Below are 14,344 nucleotides of genomic sequence, written 5' to 3' on the forward strand. Positions count from 1 at the left end.
TTAGAGTGAGGCCCTGTCAGATGTTTCTGCAAGCGGAACGGATGGGCGCGTGCCAGAGCCGATGCCACTGGAGGGCCTGCGGGTCCTCGACGTCTCGACGATCCTGGCCGGCCCGCTGTGCTGCCAGATCCTGGGCGACTACGGCGCCGACGTCGTCAAGATCGAGCACCCCCGCCACGGCGACAACATGCGCGGCCACGGCCGCAGCAAGGACGGCGTCCCGCTGTGGTGGAAGGAGATCAGCCGCAACAAGCGGACGGTCGCCCTCGACCTCAAGCACCCCGACGGCGCCGCGATCTTCCGCCGGCTCGCCGCGACCGCCGACGTCGTCGTGGAGAACTTCCGCCCGGGCACGCTCGAGCGCTGGGGGATCGGCCCCGACGTGCTCCAGGCCGACAACCCCCGGCTCGTGGTCGCCCGGCTGACCGGCTTCGGACAGACCGGGCCGTACTCCTCGCGCGCCGGCTTCGGCACCCTCGCCGAGGCGATGAGCGGCTTCGCCGCCGCCACCGGTGAGCCGGACGGCCCGCCGACGCTGCCGGCGTTCGGCCTGGCCGACAGCATCTGCGGCATCGCCGCCTCCTCGGCCGTGCTCATGGCGCTGCGCCACCGCGACGCCACCGGCCGCGGGCAGGTCGTCGACCTCAGCATCCTCGAGCCGATCATGGCCGCCGTCGGCCCGGGGCCGACGGTCTACCAGCAGCTCGGCGAGGTGCCGCAGCGCCAGGGCAACCGGTCCACCAACAACGCCCCGCGCAACACCTACCGCACCTCCGACGACCGCTGGGTCGCCATCAGCACCAGCGCGCAGCGGATCGCCGAACGGGTCATGGAGCTCGTGGGTCATCCCGAGGTCATCGACGAGCCGTGGTTCGCCACCGGCGCCGGTCGCGCCGAGCACGTCGACCTGCTCGACGAGATGGTGGGGGGCTGGATCGCCCAGCGCGACCGGGAGACCGTCCTCGACGCCTTCACCGAGGCCGGGGCCGCCATCGCGCCGGTCTACGACGCGCGCGACATCACCGAGGACCCCCACGTGCGGGAGACGGAGATGCTCGTCGAGGTCGACGACCCCGACCTCGGCCCGCTCCTGCAGCACAACGTGATGTGGCGGATGAGCGAGACGCCGGGCCGCATCCGGTTCACCGGCCGCGCGATCGGCGCCGACACCGACGAGGTGCTCGGCGAGGTCGGCCTGGACGCCGACGAGATCGCCACCCTGAAGAAGAAGGAGATCGTGCGATGACGGACGCCCTGCTCGGGGCCGTGCAAGCAGGCGTGGAGGTCGTCGACCTCGGTCGCCAGCTGCGCGTCGGCATGCCGCAGTCGCCCAACCACCCGGCGTTCTGGCACACCCTGCCGCGCCGCCACGGCGACATGGTGCGCTCCGACGGGAGCAGCGCCGCCAACGACATGATCACGACCGGCACCCACGTCGGCACCCACATCGACGCGCTCGCGCACGTGTCCTTCGACGGCAAGATGCACGGCGGCGTCGACGCCGTCGCGGCCGGCGTCGGGGGCAAGTACGACGAGCTCGGCGTCCACACCATCGCCCCGATGGTCCGTCGCGGGGTGCTCCTCGACGTGGCCGGACACCTCGGGGTGGAGCACTGCGAGGGCGGCTACGAGATCACCGTGGCCGACCTGGAGGCCACCTCCGCCCGGCAGGGCGTCGAGGTCGGCGAGGGCGACGTGGTGCTGATCCGCAGCGGCTGGGGCTCGCGCTTCGCCGAGGGTGCGCCGTACGTCGGCGGGCCCTCGGGGGTGCCCGGCGTCGGCGAGGCCGGTGCCCAGTGGCTCGCCGACCGGCGGGTGCACGCGGCGGGCGCCGACACCATCGCCTTCGAGCGGCTCGCCCCGGGAGGCGGGCACGCGCTGCTGCCGGCGCACCGGGTCCTCCTGGTCGAGGCGGGCATCTACATCGTCGAGGCGCTCGACCTCGAGGGTCTGGCCGCGACCGGCTGGGCGGAGTTCACCTTCGTCCTGGTGCCGCTCAACATCTACGGCGCCACCGGCTCGCCCGTGCGTCCGCTCGCGATCCGCTCGGCGGCGACGGCATGAGCGAGCGGACCCTCGCCCAGCAGCTCGGCGACTTCGCCGCGGCCACCGGCTACGACGACCTCCCGCAGGACGTCGTCGACAGCGTCCGCAAGCGCGTCCTCGACACGCTCGGCATCGCCGTGGCCGCCTCGACCCTGGAGACCAGCCGGGCCGCACGCTCCTGGGCTCGCTACCAGGGCGGCCGGCCGGTCGCGTCCGCGGTCGGCGTGCCGGAGCGGCTGCCCGCCGCGCTGGCGGCGTTCGTCAACGGGGTGCTCGCGCACTCCCTCGACTACGACGACACCCACCTGCCCTCGGTGCTGCACCCGAGCGCCACGGTCGTCCCGGCGGCCCTCGCGGCCGCCGAGCGGCACGGCGCCGACGGTCGCGAGCTGGTGCGCGCCACCGCCATCGGCCTCGAGGTCTGCGTCCGCCTGGGCATGGCGGGCTACGACGAGGCGGCCAAGAACTCCACCTTCTTCGAGCACGGCCAGCACGCCACCTCGATCTGCGGCGCGATGGGCGGGGCGGTCGCCGCGACCGTCCTGGCCGGCGGTGACGCCGACGCGGTCGTGGACGCGCTGGGCGTCGCGGCGTCGATGGCGTCGGGGATCATCGAGGCCAACCGCACCGGCGGCACCGTGAAGCGGATGCACTGCGGCTGGGCCGCCCACGCGGCGGTCTCGGCGGCGGAGCTGGTCGAGCACGGCTTCACCGGCCCGCCGACCGTCCTGGAGGGCCGCTTCGGCTTCTACCAGGCGTGGCTGCACGGGCAGTACGACGCCGCCGCGGTGACCGACGGCCTCGGCACCGACTGGGCGGTGCCGGGCATCTTCGTGAAGCCGTACCCGGCCAACCACTTCACCCACGCCGCCGTCGACGCGGCGGGACGCCTCCGCGAGGCGGGGATCGGTCCCGACGACGTCGAGCGGCTGGTCCTCGGCGTGCCCGCGCCCAACCTGCGCACGATCGGGGAGCCGATCGACGTCAAGCGGGCCCCGGAGACCGGCTACATGGCGCAGTTCAGCGGGCCGTACGCCGTCGCGGTCGGCCTGCTCGGCGGCTCCGGCCTCGGGGCGGGCGTGGACGACTACACCGACGAGCTGGCCCGCGACCCGCAGCGCCGGGCGATCATGGCCAAGGTCGACGTGGTGCCGGACCAGCGCTGCACCGACATCTTCCCGCGGCAGTTCCCGGCGGTCCTCACCGCGCACCTGACCGACGGCCGGGAGGTCGTGCACGAGGTGCTGACGACCCGCGGCGGCCCGGAGCGGCCGCTGTCGTTCGAGGAGCTGACCGCCAAGTTCGACGCCAACGCGTCCCGGGTCCTCGAGGCGGCCGACGCGGCCGCCCTCGCGGAGGCCTGCCGGACGCTCGAGACCTGCACCGACCTGTCCGCCGTCCTCGCGCCCCTCACGCGCGTCGACGCCGGCGCCATGCGAGACAACGAGAAGGGTGACCGACCGTGAGCAACGCCAGCGAGACCTCGGGGTACGACCTCGTCATCAAGAACGCCCGGGTCGTCCGCCCCGGCCAGGAGCAGCCGGAGGACCTCGACGTCGCGGTCCGCGACGGCCGGTTCGCCGCGTTCGAGCCCTCGATCGACGCAGGTGGTGCCGAGGTCCTCGACGCCGGCGGGAAGCACCTCTTCCCCGGCGTCGTGGACGTGCACCAGCACTGGGGCATCTACAACGAGCTCGGCGAGGACGCCGACACCGAGAGCCGCGCGTCCGCCCAGGGCGGAGTCACCTCCGGGATCACCTACATCCGCACCGGCGCCTACTACATGAACCGCACCGGGCCTTATCGCGAGGTGTTCCCCGACATCCTGGCCGCGACCGACGGCCGCGCGTACGTCGACTACGCCTTCCACGTCGCCCCGATCCTCCAGGAGCACATCGAGGAGATCCCGATGATGATCGAGGAGCACGGCGTGCCGTCCTTCAAGATCTTCATGTTCTACGGCAGCCACGGGCTGCACGGGCGCTCCGCGGACCAGGGCTCGTTCCTGATGCTGCCCGAGGACGAGTCCTACGACCTGGCCCACTTCGAGTTCATCATGCGCGCGCTGCAGAAGGCCCGGGCGGACGAGCGCTTCGCCGAGGACCGCGACGCCATCTCGCTCTCGCTGCACTGCGAGACCGCCGAGATCATGCGCGCCTACACCAAGCTGGTCGAGCAGGAGGGCAAGCTCACCGGGCTCGAGGCGTACAGCGCCTCGCGTCCGCCGCACTCCGAGGGCCTGGCGATCACCATCGCCTCCTACCTCGCCCACGAGACCGAGCTGCCCACCATCAACCTGCTCCACCTCACCTCGCGCAAGGCGATCGAGGCGGCGATGATGATGCAGCAGACCTTCCCGCACATCGACTTCCGCCGCGAGGTCACCGTCGGCCACCTGGTCGCCAACTACAACACCGCCTCGCTCGGCGGCAAGGTGAACCCGCCGCTGCGCTCGCCCGAGGACGTCGACTCCCTGTGGGAGCACGTGCTCGCCGGCAACTTCTCGTGGGTCACCTCCGACCACGCGTGCTGCCGGGAGGAGACGAAGTTCGGGGAGCCCAAGGAGGACGTGTTCCTCGCGAAGTCCGGCTTCGGCGGCACCGAGTACCTGCTGCCCGCGCTGGTCACCGAGGGCCGTCGTCGCGGCCTGTCCTACACCCGCATCGCCGAGCTCGTCTCCCGCAACCCCGCGGAGCGCTTCGGCATGAAGGACAAGGGCGACCTGGCCGTCGGCAAGGACGCCGACTTCTGCCTGCTCGACGACGACGTCACCTACGAGGTGCACGCCGAGGACTCCCTCTCCACCCAGGAGTACACGCCCTTCGAGGGCTTCGAGCTGACCGCCAAGGTGACCGACACCTACCTCCGCGGCGAGGCCGTCCTCCGCGACGGCGACATCGTCGGCTCCCCGCGCGGGCAGTTCGTCCGCCGCTCCGGCCGCCGCTGACCCACTCCCCAGGCCCGGACTCCCGGAGGGGGTCCGGGCCTGGTCCTGTCCGCACGCTGCCGCTCGCGCAGCGAGCCGGGACTGCCGGTCGAGCAGCGAGCCCGCGCTGGCGGTCGAGGGCGAGCCCGCACTGCCGGTCGAGCAGCGAGCCCCGGCGAGCGTCGTCGAGACCCCCGCCGGAGCAACCGGCCGGCCCGGGACAGGCCCGTCCAGGTGCCTCGAACCAGGGGGTCGGCTCAGCCGGCCCGCTCGGCGCGGGCCAGGACCTCCCGCGCCTCGCGGACGACCGCGGCGTCGATGAGCCGGCCGCGGGCGTCGGTGGTGACGCCCCCCTCGGCCGCGTCGAAGCGGGCGACGAGGTCGCGGGCGTCGGCGACCTGTTCGGCCGTGGGGGTGAGGACGTCGTGGACGACCGGGACCTGGGCGGGGTGCACGGCGGTCCGGGAGCGGAAGCCCAGGTCGAGGAGGGCACGGGTCGACTCGGCGAACGCGTCGAGGTCCCGGAAGTCGGTGGACGTCGGGGCGACGGGCGCCTCGAGGCCTGCCGCGGCGCTGTGCACGACGACTTGCGTGCGCAGGTGGGTGACCGCCGCGTCGGTGGCTGGGCCGCGCGACATCCGGAGGTCGCCGAGCAGGTCGACCTCCCCGATCCCGAAGGCGGTGAGCCGCTCCTCGGCCGCGGACTCGGCGAGGGACAGCAGCCCCTCGGCGCTCTCGACGAGCCCGACCACGCGGACCGACCCCGGGACGAGCCCGCGCTCGGCCTCCAGGCGGGCCAGCAGTGCGGCGACCGTCCGGACTGCGGCCGGGGTGACGGTCGCGAGCAGGAGGCCGTCGAGACCCTGGCGGACCGCCGCGTCGAGGTCGTCCTCCAGTGCGGTCGGGCTGACCCGGACCCAGGTCTCGCCCGAGCCGGGTGCGGAAGCACCCGACCCGAGCCGGTCCCGTACGGCCTCCCGCGCGGCGGCCTTCTCGGGCAGCGGCACCGCGTCCTCGAGGTCGAGCACGACCGCGTCGGCGGGGCCGGCCGCGGCCTTGGGGAACAGGTCGGGCCGGTTGCCGGGGACGTACAGGAACGAGCGGGGGAGCATGGCGGGTCCTTCCGGGTGCCGGGCCGGTCCGGGGACCGGCCGGCGCGGTGGCTAGCTGGGCGAGAGCCGGGCGGTGATGTCGCGGGCGGCCTGCACGACGAGACGGGTGTGCTCCTCGTCGGTCTCGGCGTAGCGGAAGACCGGGCCCGAGGAGCTGACCGAGCCGGCGACGTTCCCGGCGGAGTCGAAGAAGGGTGCCGCGATCGAGGCGGCGCCCGTCCCGCGCTCGTTGAGGGACACGGCGTACCCCTGCTCGCGGATCCGTGCGAGGTCGGCCCGGTAGGCCTCGACGTCGAGGTCGGGCCGTGCCGCCTGCAGCTGGCCGACGGCCTCCCCGACGAACGACTCCGGCAGGTGGGCGAGGATCGCGCGGCTGGAGGCGCCGGAGTGCAGCGGGAACCGCGGCCCGATCTCCACGACCATCTTGATCTCCTGCGGGCTCTCGATCTGGTCGAGGTAGATCCGCTGGTTCCCGACCAGCACCGACAGCGTGGTCGTCTCGCGGGTCTGGTCGCGCAGCCGGCGCAGCACGGGCGAGGCGACCGAGCGGACGTCGAGCTGGCTCCAGGCGCGCGCGGCGAGGCCCGCGGCCGCAGGCCCCAGGACGTACGCCGAGCCGCCCGGGAGGGGCTGCACCAGGGAGCGCGACGCGAGCGACTGCAGGATGCGGTGGACCACGGCCTTGCTGAGCTCGAGGGAGCGGGCGATGCGGGAGACGCCCAGCGCGTCGTCGGAGCGGGCGAAGAGCAGCAGCACGTCCGCGACCCGGTCGGCCGCTTCCGTCCCGCCGGGGGTCTCTCGCGGAACGGATCCGCTGATCCCTGCGCCCATGCCGTATCTCCGTTTCGAGGTTGTTTCGCCTAGCGGAACTGTATCGGCCGCGGTGCTTTGCCGTCGAGCCCCTAGAAATCGTGATGAGATCCGTGCCATACTCGCCGAACCCCGCAACTTGCCCCATCCGTGGCGTCCCGGGCGCCTGCAGTCGCACCGCTCAGCGGAACGGCCAGAAAGCATCGGCCGTTCCTTCTGACGGAACACACCCACTGTGCCTTGGCACGAAAGGTTGGTCCAGCACGATGAAGAAGGTCTCACTCGCGGCGATGCTCGCCGCAGGCACCGTGGCGCTCGCCGCCTGCGGATCCGGCTCCTCCGGCAGCGGCTCCGACGGCGACATCATGATCGGCTCGGTCCACCCGCTGACGGGCGCGCTGGCCGGCGTCGGCGCCCTGATGAACGACGGCGCGAAGCTCGCGGTCGAGGACGTCAACGCCGACGGCGGCATCGAGTCGCTCGACGGCCGGAAGCTCACGCTGGGCGAGGGCGACAGCAAGGGTGCCGCGGACACCGGCCAGAGCGAGGCGCAGCGGCTCATCAGCGACGGCGCGGTCGCGCTGGTCGGCACCTACCAGAGCGACGTCACCGCGAACGTGTCCGCCGTCGCGGAGCGCTCCCGGGTGCCGCTGGTGATCGACGTGGCCGTCGACGACTCGATCCTCGAGCAGGGCTACAAGAACACCTTCCGGATCCAGCCCGACGCCACGAGCATGGGCGCCGACGGTGCGGACGACCTGATCGCGCTCGCCGAGGCCAACGGCAAGCCGGTCGAGACCGTCTCCTACATCCACATCGAGGGTGCGTTCGGGCAGAGCGTCTTCGACGCCTTCAAGGAGCAGGCCGAGAGCCAGGGGGTGCAGGTCCTCAAGGAGGTCACCTACCCCGGCACGAACTTCACCGACGCGACCACGCAGGTCCGCGAGGCCGCCGCCGGCAACCCCGACGTCATCGTCGCCACCGGCTACTACCCCGACCAGCTCCTGGTCGCCCAGGCGGTCAAGGCGCTGGACCCCGACATCGACGCGCTGTACGGCGTCGCGAACGGCGCCTTCGACGACGGCTCCTTCCCGAACGACGCGGGTGCCGCGGGCGAGAACGTGCTCTCGGCCAACTACCACTACGGCGCCACGAACGACGAGGTCGCCGACATCCGCAAGCGCTTCGAGGCCGAGTTCGGCCGCCCGATGGAGACCGCCTCGGTGCTCTCCTACCAGGCCGTGATGGTCATCGCCCAGGCGCTGGAGGAGGCCGGGTCCGACGACCCGGAGGACGTCCGCGACGCGATCGCCGAGATCGAGGTCGAGGACCCGCTGCTCGCCTTCGACGGCCCGATCACCTTCGACGAGACCGGCCAGAACGAGAACGCGACGGTCATCGTGATGCAGACCAAGAAGGGCAAGGTCGAGCAGGTCTTCCCCGACGAGTTCACGACCTCCGAGCCGGTCTACCCGGCCAAGTGACCTCCGGGCCGGTGGCGGGGTGACCCGCCGCCGGCCGGCAGGCGCGGCCCGCGGCCGCACCGCCGCAGCGACGTACCCCAGCCACGACTCCGCCACGAAACGGACGGCCATGACCGACACCACCACCTCCCCACCGGAGACCCAACCGGACGACGGGAAGACCCGCTCCGGTCGACCGAGCCTGCCGCTGCTGCCCCTGGGCATCGTCGGCGCGGTGGTGGTCGCGCTGCTCCTCGTCTACACCGTCGGGGGCAAGGACTCCGGACTGGTCACCCAGTCGATCGTCACCGGGCTGCTGCTCGGCGGCGTCTACGCGCTGGTCTCGGTGGGCCTCACCCTGATCTTCGGCGTGCTCGGCATCGTCAACTTCGCGCAGGGCGCGATGCTCACCTTGGCGATGTACCTCGTCTACCAGATGGTCGACGCGGGCGGCATCCCCGTGTACGTCGCGACGCTGCTCGCCATCCCGGTGATGTTCCTCTTCGGCGTCCTCGTCCAGGCCGCCCTGCTGAACAAGCTGACGATGGCCGACAACGAGGAGGGCCCGCTGCTGGTGACCCTCGGCCTGAGCCTGCTGATCGTCAACGTGCTGCTGATGATCTTCGGCGGTCGTCCGAAGCGGGTGCCGAGCTCGGTCGAGGGCTCCTTCGAGGTCCTCGACGCGATCGTGTCGTGGGAGCGGCTCATCGCCTTCGCGGGAGCGCTGCTGGTCGCCGGCGCGCTGACGCTGATCCTGCGCGGCACGTCGTTCGGCCTCTCGATCCGCGCCGTCTCGGCCAACACCCAGGGTGCGTCGCTGGTCGGCATCGACGTGCGCCGCATCTACGCGATGACCTTCGGCATCGGCTCGGCCTGCGTGGCCGTGGCCGGCGGCCTGATGGTGCCGTTCCTCAGCCTCACCCCGACCGTGGGCGAGCAGTTCACCATCCTCGCGTTCGTGATCGTCGTGCTCGGCGGCCTCGGCAGCGTCAAGGGAGCCGTGGTCGGCGGACTGGTGATCGGGCTCGTCCAGACCGTCGGGGCGCTCTACCTGCCGGGGACGGGGTCGCTGATCCTCGTCTTCGCGGTCTTCGTCCTCGTCCTGTTCTTCCGTCCGCAAGGGATCTTCGGAGTGAAGCAATGACCGCCCTCACCACCGAGCGCGCACCCAGCGTGAGCTCGGACGACCCGCGGCTGAAGGACCGGTCGACCGCGCGCACCTACCTCGCGCTGGTCGTGCTCCTCGCCGTCGCCGCCGTCCTGCCGTTCGTGCTGGACGAGCAGACCGAGACCGTCGCCGTGCGCACGCTGATCTTCGCGATCATGGCGGTCGGCTGGAACCTGATGAGCGGCTACGGCGGCATGTTCAGCTTCGGCCACGCCGCATTCTTCGGCATCGGCGCCTACACCGACGCCTACCTCCTGGTCGAGCACGGCATCTCGCCGTGGATCGCGATGGTGGTCGGCGCCTCGATCTCGGCGGCGGCCGGCACGCTGATCGCCTTCCTCTGCCTGCGCTACCGGCTGGCCGGCGCGTACTTCGCCCTGGCGACCTTCGCCTTCGCGCAGGTCTTCCTCCTCGTGGTGCAGAACCTCGACTTCCTGCGTCGCACCGAGGGCTTCAACGTCCCGCTCCTGACCGAGAACTCCTGGTGGATGCTGCAGTTCGAGCAGGGCAGCCACTTCTACTACTGGATCCCGTTGGCGATCCTCGGCGCCGGTCTCCTCGGGACGGTCGCGTACGTCAACTCCCGCTCGGGGCAGTACGTCCAGGCGGTCCGCGACGACGAGGTCGCCGCGGCCTCGCTCGGCATCAACGTGATGCGGGTGCGGCTCGTCGCGGTGGCGATCAGCTGCGCGTTCACCTCGCTCGCCGGGGCGTTCTACACGCAGTACTACTTCTTCGTCGGCCCGGAGCAGGCTTTCGGCTCGGCCGTCTCGGTCAACGCCATCGTGCCCGCCGTCATCGGCGGCATCGGAACGGTCTTCGGCCCGGTCGTCGGCGCGATGGTCGTCGGCCCGCTCTCGGAGTGGATCGCGACCGTGCTGCGCGAGCCCCCGCCGTTCCTGGAGTTCCTCCAGGGCGTCACGGGCCTGGACGTCGCCGTCTACGCCGCACTGCTCATCCTGATCGTGCTGTTCATGCCCAAGGGCATCTACGGCACCCTGCGTGATCGGTTCCGCTCATGAGCCTCCTCCAGGTAGAAGACCTCACCAAGTCCTTCGCCGGCCTGACCGCCGTCGACTCCGTCGACGTCACCGTCGCGGACCGCGAGTTCCTCGGGATCATCGGTCCCAACGGCGCCGGCAAGACCACGCTGTTCTCCCTGCTCGCCGGGCAGCTCCCCCCGACCCGCGGCCGAGTGGTCTTCGACGGGCGCGACATCACCGGCTGGTCGCCCGCGAAGGTCGCGGACGCCGGGCTCGTCCGCACCTTCCAGCTGATGCGGCCCTTCGAGTCGATGAGCGTGCTCGACAACGTCGCGATCGCCGCCCACCACCGGCACCGCTCGCGCAAGGCCGCGCGGCGGCACGCGCTCGAGGTGATCGACCGGGTCCAGCTCGACCGCTACGTGCACAGCCCGTCCGGCAGCCTGCCGACCGCCGGGCTCAAGCGGCTGGAGCTGGCCCGGGCGCTGGCCCTCGAGCCGCGCCTGCTGCTGCTCGACGAGGTGCTGGCCGGGCTGGTCCCCGCCGAGCGGGCGCCGATCATCGAGCTGCTGCGCGAGATCCACGCCGACGGCGTCACGGTCATGTTCGTCGAGCACATCATGGCGGCGGTCATGGCGCTGTCCGAGCGCCTGCTGGTCATGGCCGAGGGCCGCGAGCTCGCTCTCGGCGACCCCCAGCAGGTCATCGCCGACCCCCGCGTCATCGAGGCCTACCTCGGAGAGGACTACGCATGATCCTGGAGCTGCAGGACCTGCACGCCGGCTACCGGCGGCTGGAGATCCTCCACGGGCTGTCGATGCGCGTCGACCGGGGCGAGATCGTCTCGCTGATCGGTGCGAACGGCGCCGGCAAGACCACCACCCTGCGGGCGATCCACGGGCTGGTCGCGACGACCGGCGGCCGGATCGTCTTCGACGGCCACGAGGTGCAGAAGATGCGGGCGCACCAGATCGTGCGCTCCGGCCTCGTCCACGTCTCCCAGGACCGGGCGCTCTTCGGCGACCTCCAGGTGGTCGAGAACCTCGAGATGGGTGCCTACACCCAGTCCCGGTCCACGGTCCGCTCGTCCCTCGACGAGGTCTACGAGCTCTTCCCGATCCTCGCCGAGCGGCGCACGCAGCGGGCCGACACCATGTCCGGCGGCCAGCAGCAGATGCTGGCGATCGGCCGCGCGATGATGGCGCGACCCACGTGCCTCACGCTCGACGAGCCCTCCGTCGGGCTCGCGCCGAATCTCGTGGCGCAGGTGCTCGAGGCGATCAAGCGCATCCGCGACACCGGCGTGACCGTGCTGATCGTGGAGCAGAACGCCTCCCAGGCGCTGGCTATCTCCGACCGCGCGTACGTCATCGAGAGCGGGTCGATCGTGCTGGAGGGGACCGGCTCCGAGCTGGCCGACGACCCTCGCGTGCGCGAGGCCTACCTGGGGGTCTGAGTGGCCGAGTTCCTGGTCCACATCGAGATCGTCTGGCCCCCCGACGCCCCGGTCGAGCAGCGCGAGGAGATCTTCGCGCGCGAGCTCGAGCAGGGGCAGCGGCTGGCGCACGCCGGCCAGCTGCGGCGCCTGTGGCGGGTACCGGGCCGCTGGGCGAACTGGAGTCTGTACGAGGTCGCCGACGCCACCGAGCTGCACACGGCGCTGACGTCGCTGCCGCTCCACCCCTGGATGGACATCGAGGTGCACGCGCTCGCCGAGCACCCCAACGACCCCCGCGCGCTGGGCATCGAGCCCACCGCGCCGCGCCCCGAGGAGGGCGTTCGCTGATGCGGATCCTGGCCATCACCCCGATCGTCATCGACGACGCCGAGCTCGCGCGTCGCCAGCAGCGCTACGACGAGCTCGCCCCCGAGGGCGTGACCGTCGTGCTCGAGCACCTCGGCGACGCGGCCGACCTGCCGCGCGCCCTCGAGACCGCCGACGACGTCCGTGCCAGCGAGCTGGCGCTCCTGGAGCGGTACCGGGCCGTGGACCCGGACGGCTGGGACGGCTTCCTGCCCGACTGCGTGCTCGACCCGGTCAGCGGGCTGGACCACGACCTCCCGCGGCCGGTCTTCGGGATCGGTCACCTCGCCTCGGCGTTCGTCGCAGGCCAAGGCGCCAGCCTCGGTGCGGTGGCGCGCAACGAGGCGATCGCCACCGAGCTGGACCGCAAGCTCGCGGAGTACGACGTGGTGCCGGTCGGTCCGACCACCGTCCTGGACCTCTCGGTCGAGGACATCGCCGACGACACGACCTGGGCCGCTGCGGTGACCGACCGCGCCGGCGACCTCGACTGCGACTTCGTGCTCAACGCCTGCTCGGCGGTCGACGTCGCTCCCCAGGAGCGGGCGCCGTACCTGCTCGACCCCACGCGCACCGCCCTCGCGATGCTCGGGCTCCGCGCCCAGGCGACGGGAGCGACCCGGTGAGCGCGCCGACGCGCGCCCCGCAGGACGTCGAGACCGAGGGCCCGGACCTCGTCGTCGCCGGCGCCGGCGGCGGGCTCGTGGCCGCGCTCCGCGCGGCCCAGCTCGGGCTGTCGGTGCTGGTCGTCGAGCGCAACGAGCACTTCGCGAAGGCCAACAACACCGCGATGTCGACGGCGATGGTCCCCGGCGCCGGCTCCCGCTGGCAGCGCGAGGCCGGGGTGGAGGACTCCCCGGAGCGGTTCGTCGCGGACGTGCTCGCCAAGACCGGCGGCACGGCCGACGAGCGGCTCGCGCGGGCTCTGGCAGAGGTCAGCGGCCGCCTGGTCGAGTGGCTCGCCGACGAGGCCGGCCTACCGCTCTCGCTGGTGACCGACTTCTCCTACCCCGGCCACTCGAGCCTCCGTTGCCACACGGTGCCCGGACGCTCCGGCGAGGCCATGCTCGGCGGCCTCGTGCGCGCGGTCCGCGAGCACGCCCTGATCGACCTGCTCGTCCCCGCCCGGCTCGTCGACGTCGTCGTCGACCCCGAGGACGGCGGCGTCCGCGAGGTCGTCGTGGAGTCCCCCCACGGCCAGGAGCGGATCCCCACCCGCGCGGTGCTGCTCGCCACCAACGGCTACGCCGCGGACCGCGAGCTCGTCGCGCGGCATCTCCCGGAGATCGCGACGGCGACGTACCACGGCAGCGAGGGGTCGACCGGCGATGCACTCCGCCTCGGCGAGCGACTCGGTGCGGCCACGGCGTACCTCGACGCCTACCAGGGCCACGCGGCGCTCACCCCCGCGGCGACCCTCGCCGGCTGGGCGACGGTCATGCACGGCGGCGTGGTCCTCGACGTCGAGGGGCGCCGGTTCGGCGACGAGACGAGCGGCTACTCCGAATACGCCGCGCGGCTGGGCGCGCAGCCCGATGCCCGCGGCTGGATCGTGCTCGACGAGCGGATCCACGAGGCCTGCCTGGTCTTCGACGACTACCGGGCGACCGTCGACGCCGGTGCCGTCCGGGAGGCGGCCGACGTCGAGGCGCTGGCCGCCGTGGTCGGCTGCGACGCGGGCGAGCTGGCGCGCACCCTCGACGCCGCCCGGGACAGCGCCGAGGGGCGCGCCGAGGACGCGTTCGGCCGGACCGCCTGGGAGGCGCCGCTGCAGGCGCCGTACCGCGCGGTGCCGGTGCAGCCGGCGCTCTTCCACAGCCAGGGCGGGCTCGTCGTCGACGAGCACGCCCGGGTCCTGACCGAGGCCGGTACGCCGGTGCCGGGGCTGTACGCCGCCGGGGGCGCCGCCGCGGGCATCTCCGGGCACGGCGCGGCCGGCTACCTCGCGGGCAACGGCCTGCTGCCGGCGCTCGGGCTCTCGCTCCTCGCCGCGGAGGACGTCGCCGCGTCCGCCTGAGGGCCGGCCTGCCGG

General features: G+C 72.6%; 14 protein-coding genes. 12 read left to right on the forward strand and 2 right to left on the reverse strand.

The genetic code is table 11. The features are described from left to right. Window positions 1-49 precede the first annotated feature (49 nt). From QWY28_RS10340 to QWY28_RS10355, 4 genes are read left to right on the forward strand one after another with little or no spacing between them, the layout of a single operon-like run. Complete coding sequence (locus QWY28_RS10340) at window positions 50-1,246, forward strand: CaiB/BaiF CoA transferase family protein (protein ID WP_439117248.1); 1,197 nt, start codon at window positions 50-52, stop codon at window positions 1,244-1,246. Continuing rightward, window positions 1,243-2,064, forward strand: coding sequence for a cyclase family protein (locus QWY28_RS10345; protein ID WP_300952451.1), 822 nt, complete (start codon window positions 1,243-1,245; stop codon window positions 2,062-2,064). Before QWY28_RS10340 ends, QWY28_RS10345 begins: the two co-directional genes overlap by 4 nt. After that, window positions 2,061-3,512, forward strand: a complete 1,452-nt coding sequence (locus tag QWY28_RS10350; RefSeq protein ID WP_300952452.1) for an MmgE/PrpD family protein — start codon at window positions 2,061-2,063, stop codon at window positions 3,510-3,512. The genes QWY28_RS10345 and QWY28_RS10350 overlap by 4 nt, the downstream gene beginning before the upstream one ends. Then, window positions 3,509-4,993, forward strand: coding sequence for a dihydroorotase (locus QWY28_RS10355; protein WP_300952453.1), 1,485 nt, complete (start codon window positions 3,509-3,511; stop codon window positions 4,991-4,993). The genes QWY28_RS10350 and QWY28_RS10355 overlap by 4 nt, the downstream gene beginning before the upstream one ends. A gap of 236 nt (window positions 4,994-5,229) precedes the next feature. On the opposite strand, the gene QWY28_RS10360 is transcribed toward QWY28_RS10355, so the two are convergent. Both QWY28_RS10360 and QWY28_RS10365 read right to left on the reverse strand, forming a co-directional pair. Further along, window positions 5,230-6,084 (reverse strand): HpcH/HpaI aldolase/citrate lyase family protein, encoded by an 855-nt coding sequence (locus QWY28_RS10360; protein WP_300952454.1) that lies wholly within the window; start codon window positions 6,082-6,084, stop codon window positions 5,230-5,232. A gap of 51 nt (window positions 6,085-6,135) precedes the next feature. After that, window positions 6,136-6,915 (reverse strand): IclR family transcriptional regulator, encoded by a 780-nt coding sequence (locus QWY28_RS10365; RefSeq protein ID WP_300952455.1) that lies wholly within the window; start codon window positions 6,913-6,915, stop codon window positions 6,136-6,138. 245 nt (window positions 6,916-7,160) lie between these two features. Here QWY28_RS10365 and QWY28_RS10370 point away from each other — a divergent pair, with 245 nt between their 5' ends. The 8 genes from QWY28_RS10370 (at window position 7,161) to QWY28_RS10405 (ending at window position 14,329) form a co-directional block, all read left to right on the forward strand. Next, the gene (locus QWY28_RS10370; RefSeq protein ID WP_300952456.1) at window positions 7,161-8,378 is read left to right on the forward strand and encodes an ABC transporter substrate-binding protein; all 1,218 of its coding nucleotides are present in this window, start codon (window positions 7,161-7,163) and stop codon (window positions 8,376-8,378) included. A 109-nt stretch (window positions 8,379-8,487) separates the two neighbouring features. Beyond that, window positions 8,488-9,501 (forward strand): branched-chain amino acid ABC transporter permease, encoded by a 1,014-nt coding sequence (locus tag QWY28_RS10375; RefSeq protein ID WP_300952457.1) that lies wholly within the window; start codon window positions 8,488-8,490, stop codon window positions 9,499-9,501. Further along, entirely contained in the window at window positions 9,498-10,547 is a 1,050-nt protein-coding gene (locus QWY28_RS10380) for a branched-chain amino acid ABC transporter permease (protein ID WP_300952458.1), read from the forward strand. The genes QWY28_RS10375 and QWY28_RS10380 overlap by 4 nt, the downstream gene beginning before the upstream one ends. Continuing rightward, window positions 10,544-11,263: an ABC transporter ATP-binding protein gene (locus QWY28_RS10385; RefSeq protein ID WP_300952459.1), complete on the forward strand. Its 720-nt coding sequence runs from the start codon at window positions 10,544-10,546 to the stop codon at window positions 11,261-11,263. The genes QWY28_RS10380 and QWY28_RS10385 overlap by 4 nt, the downstream gene beginning before the upstream one ends. Beyond that, the gene (locus tag QWY28_RS10390; protein ID WP_300952461.1) at window positions 11,260-11,964 is read left to right on the forward strand and encodes an ABC transporter ATP-binding protein; all 705 of its coding nucleotides are present in this window, start codon (window positions 11,260-11,262) and stop codon (window positions 11,962-11,964) included. The genes QWY28_RS10385 and QWY28_RS10390 overlap by 4 nt, the downstream gene beginning before the upstream one ends. After that, window positions 11,965-12,294, forward strand: a complete 330-nt coding sequence (locus QWY28_RS10395) for a muconolactone Delta-isomerase (RefSeq protein ID WP_300952462.1) — start codon at window positions 11,965-11,967, stop codon at window positions 12,292-12,294. After that, the gene (locus tag QWY28_RS10400) at window positions 12,294-12,938 is read left to right on the forward strand and encodes a hypothetical protein (RefSeq protein ID WP_300952463.1); all 645 of its coding nucleotides are present in this window, start codon (window positions 12,294-12,296) and stop codon (window positions 12,936-12,938) included. Before QWY28_RS10395 ends, QWY28_RS10400 begins: the two co-directional genes overlap by 1 nt. Further along, complete coding sequence (locus QWY28_RS10405; protein ID WP_300952464.1) at window positions 12,935-14,329, forward strand: FAD-dependent oxidoreductase; 1,395 nt, start codon at window positions 12,935-12,937, stop codon at window positions 14,327-14,329. Before QWY28_RS10400 ends, QWY28_RS10405 begins: the two co-directional genes overlap by 4 nt. The last annotated feature ends 15 nt before the right edge of the window (window positions 14,330-14,344 follow it).

The organism is Nocardioides oceani, assembly GCF_030412965.1.
Taxonomy (GTDB): Bacteria; Actinomycetota; Actinomycetes; order Propionibacteriales; family Nocardioidaceae; genus Nocardioides; species Nocardioides oceani.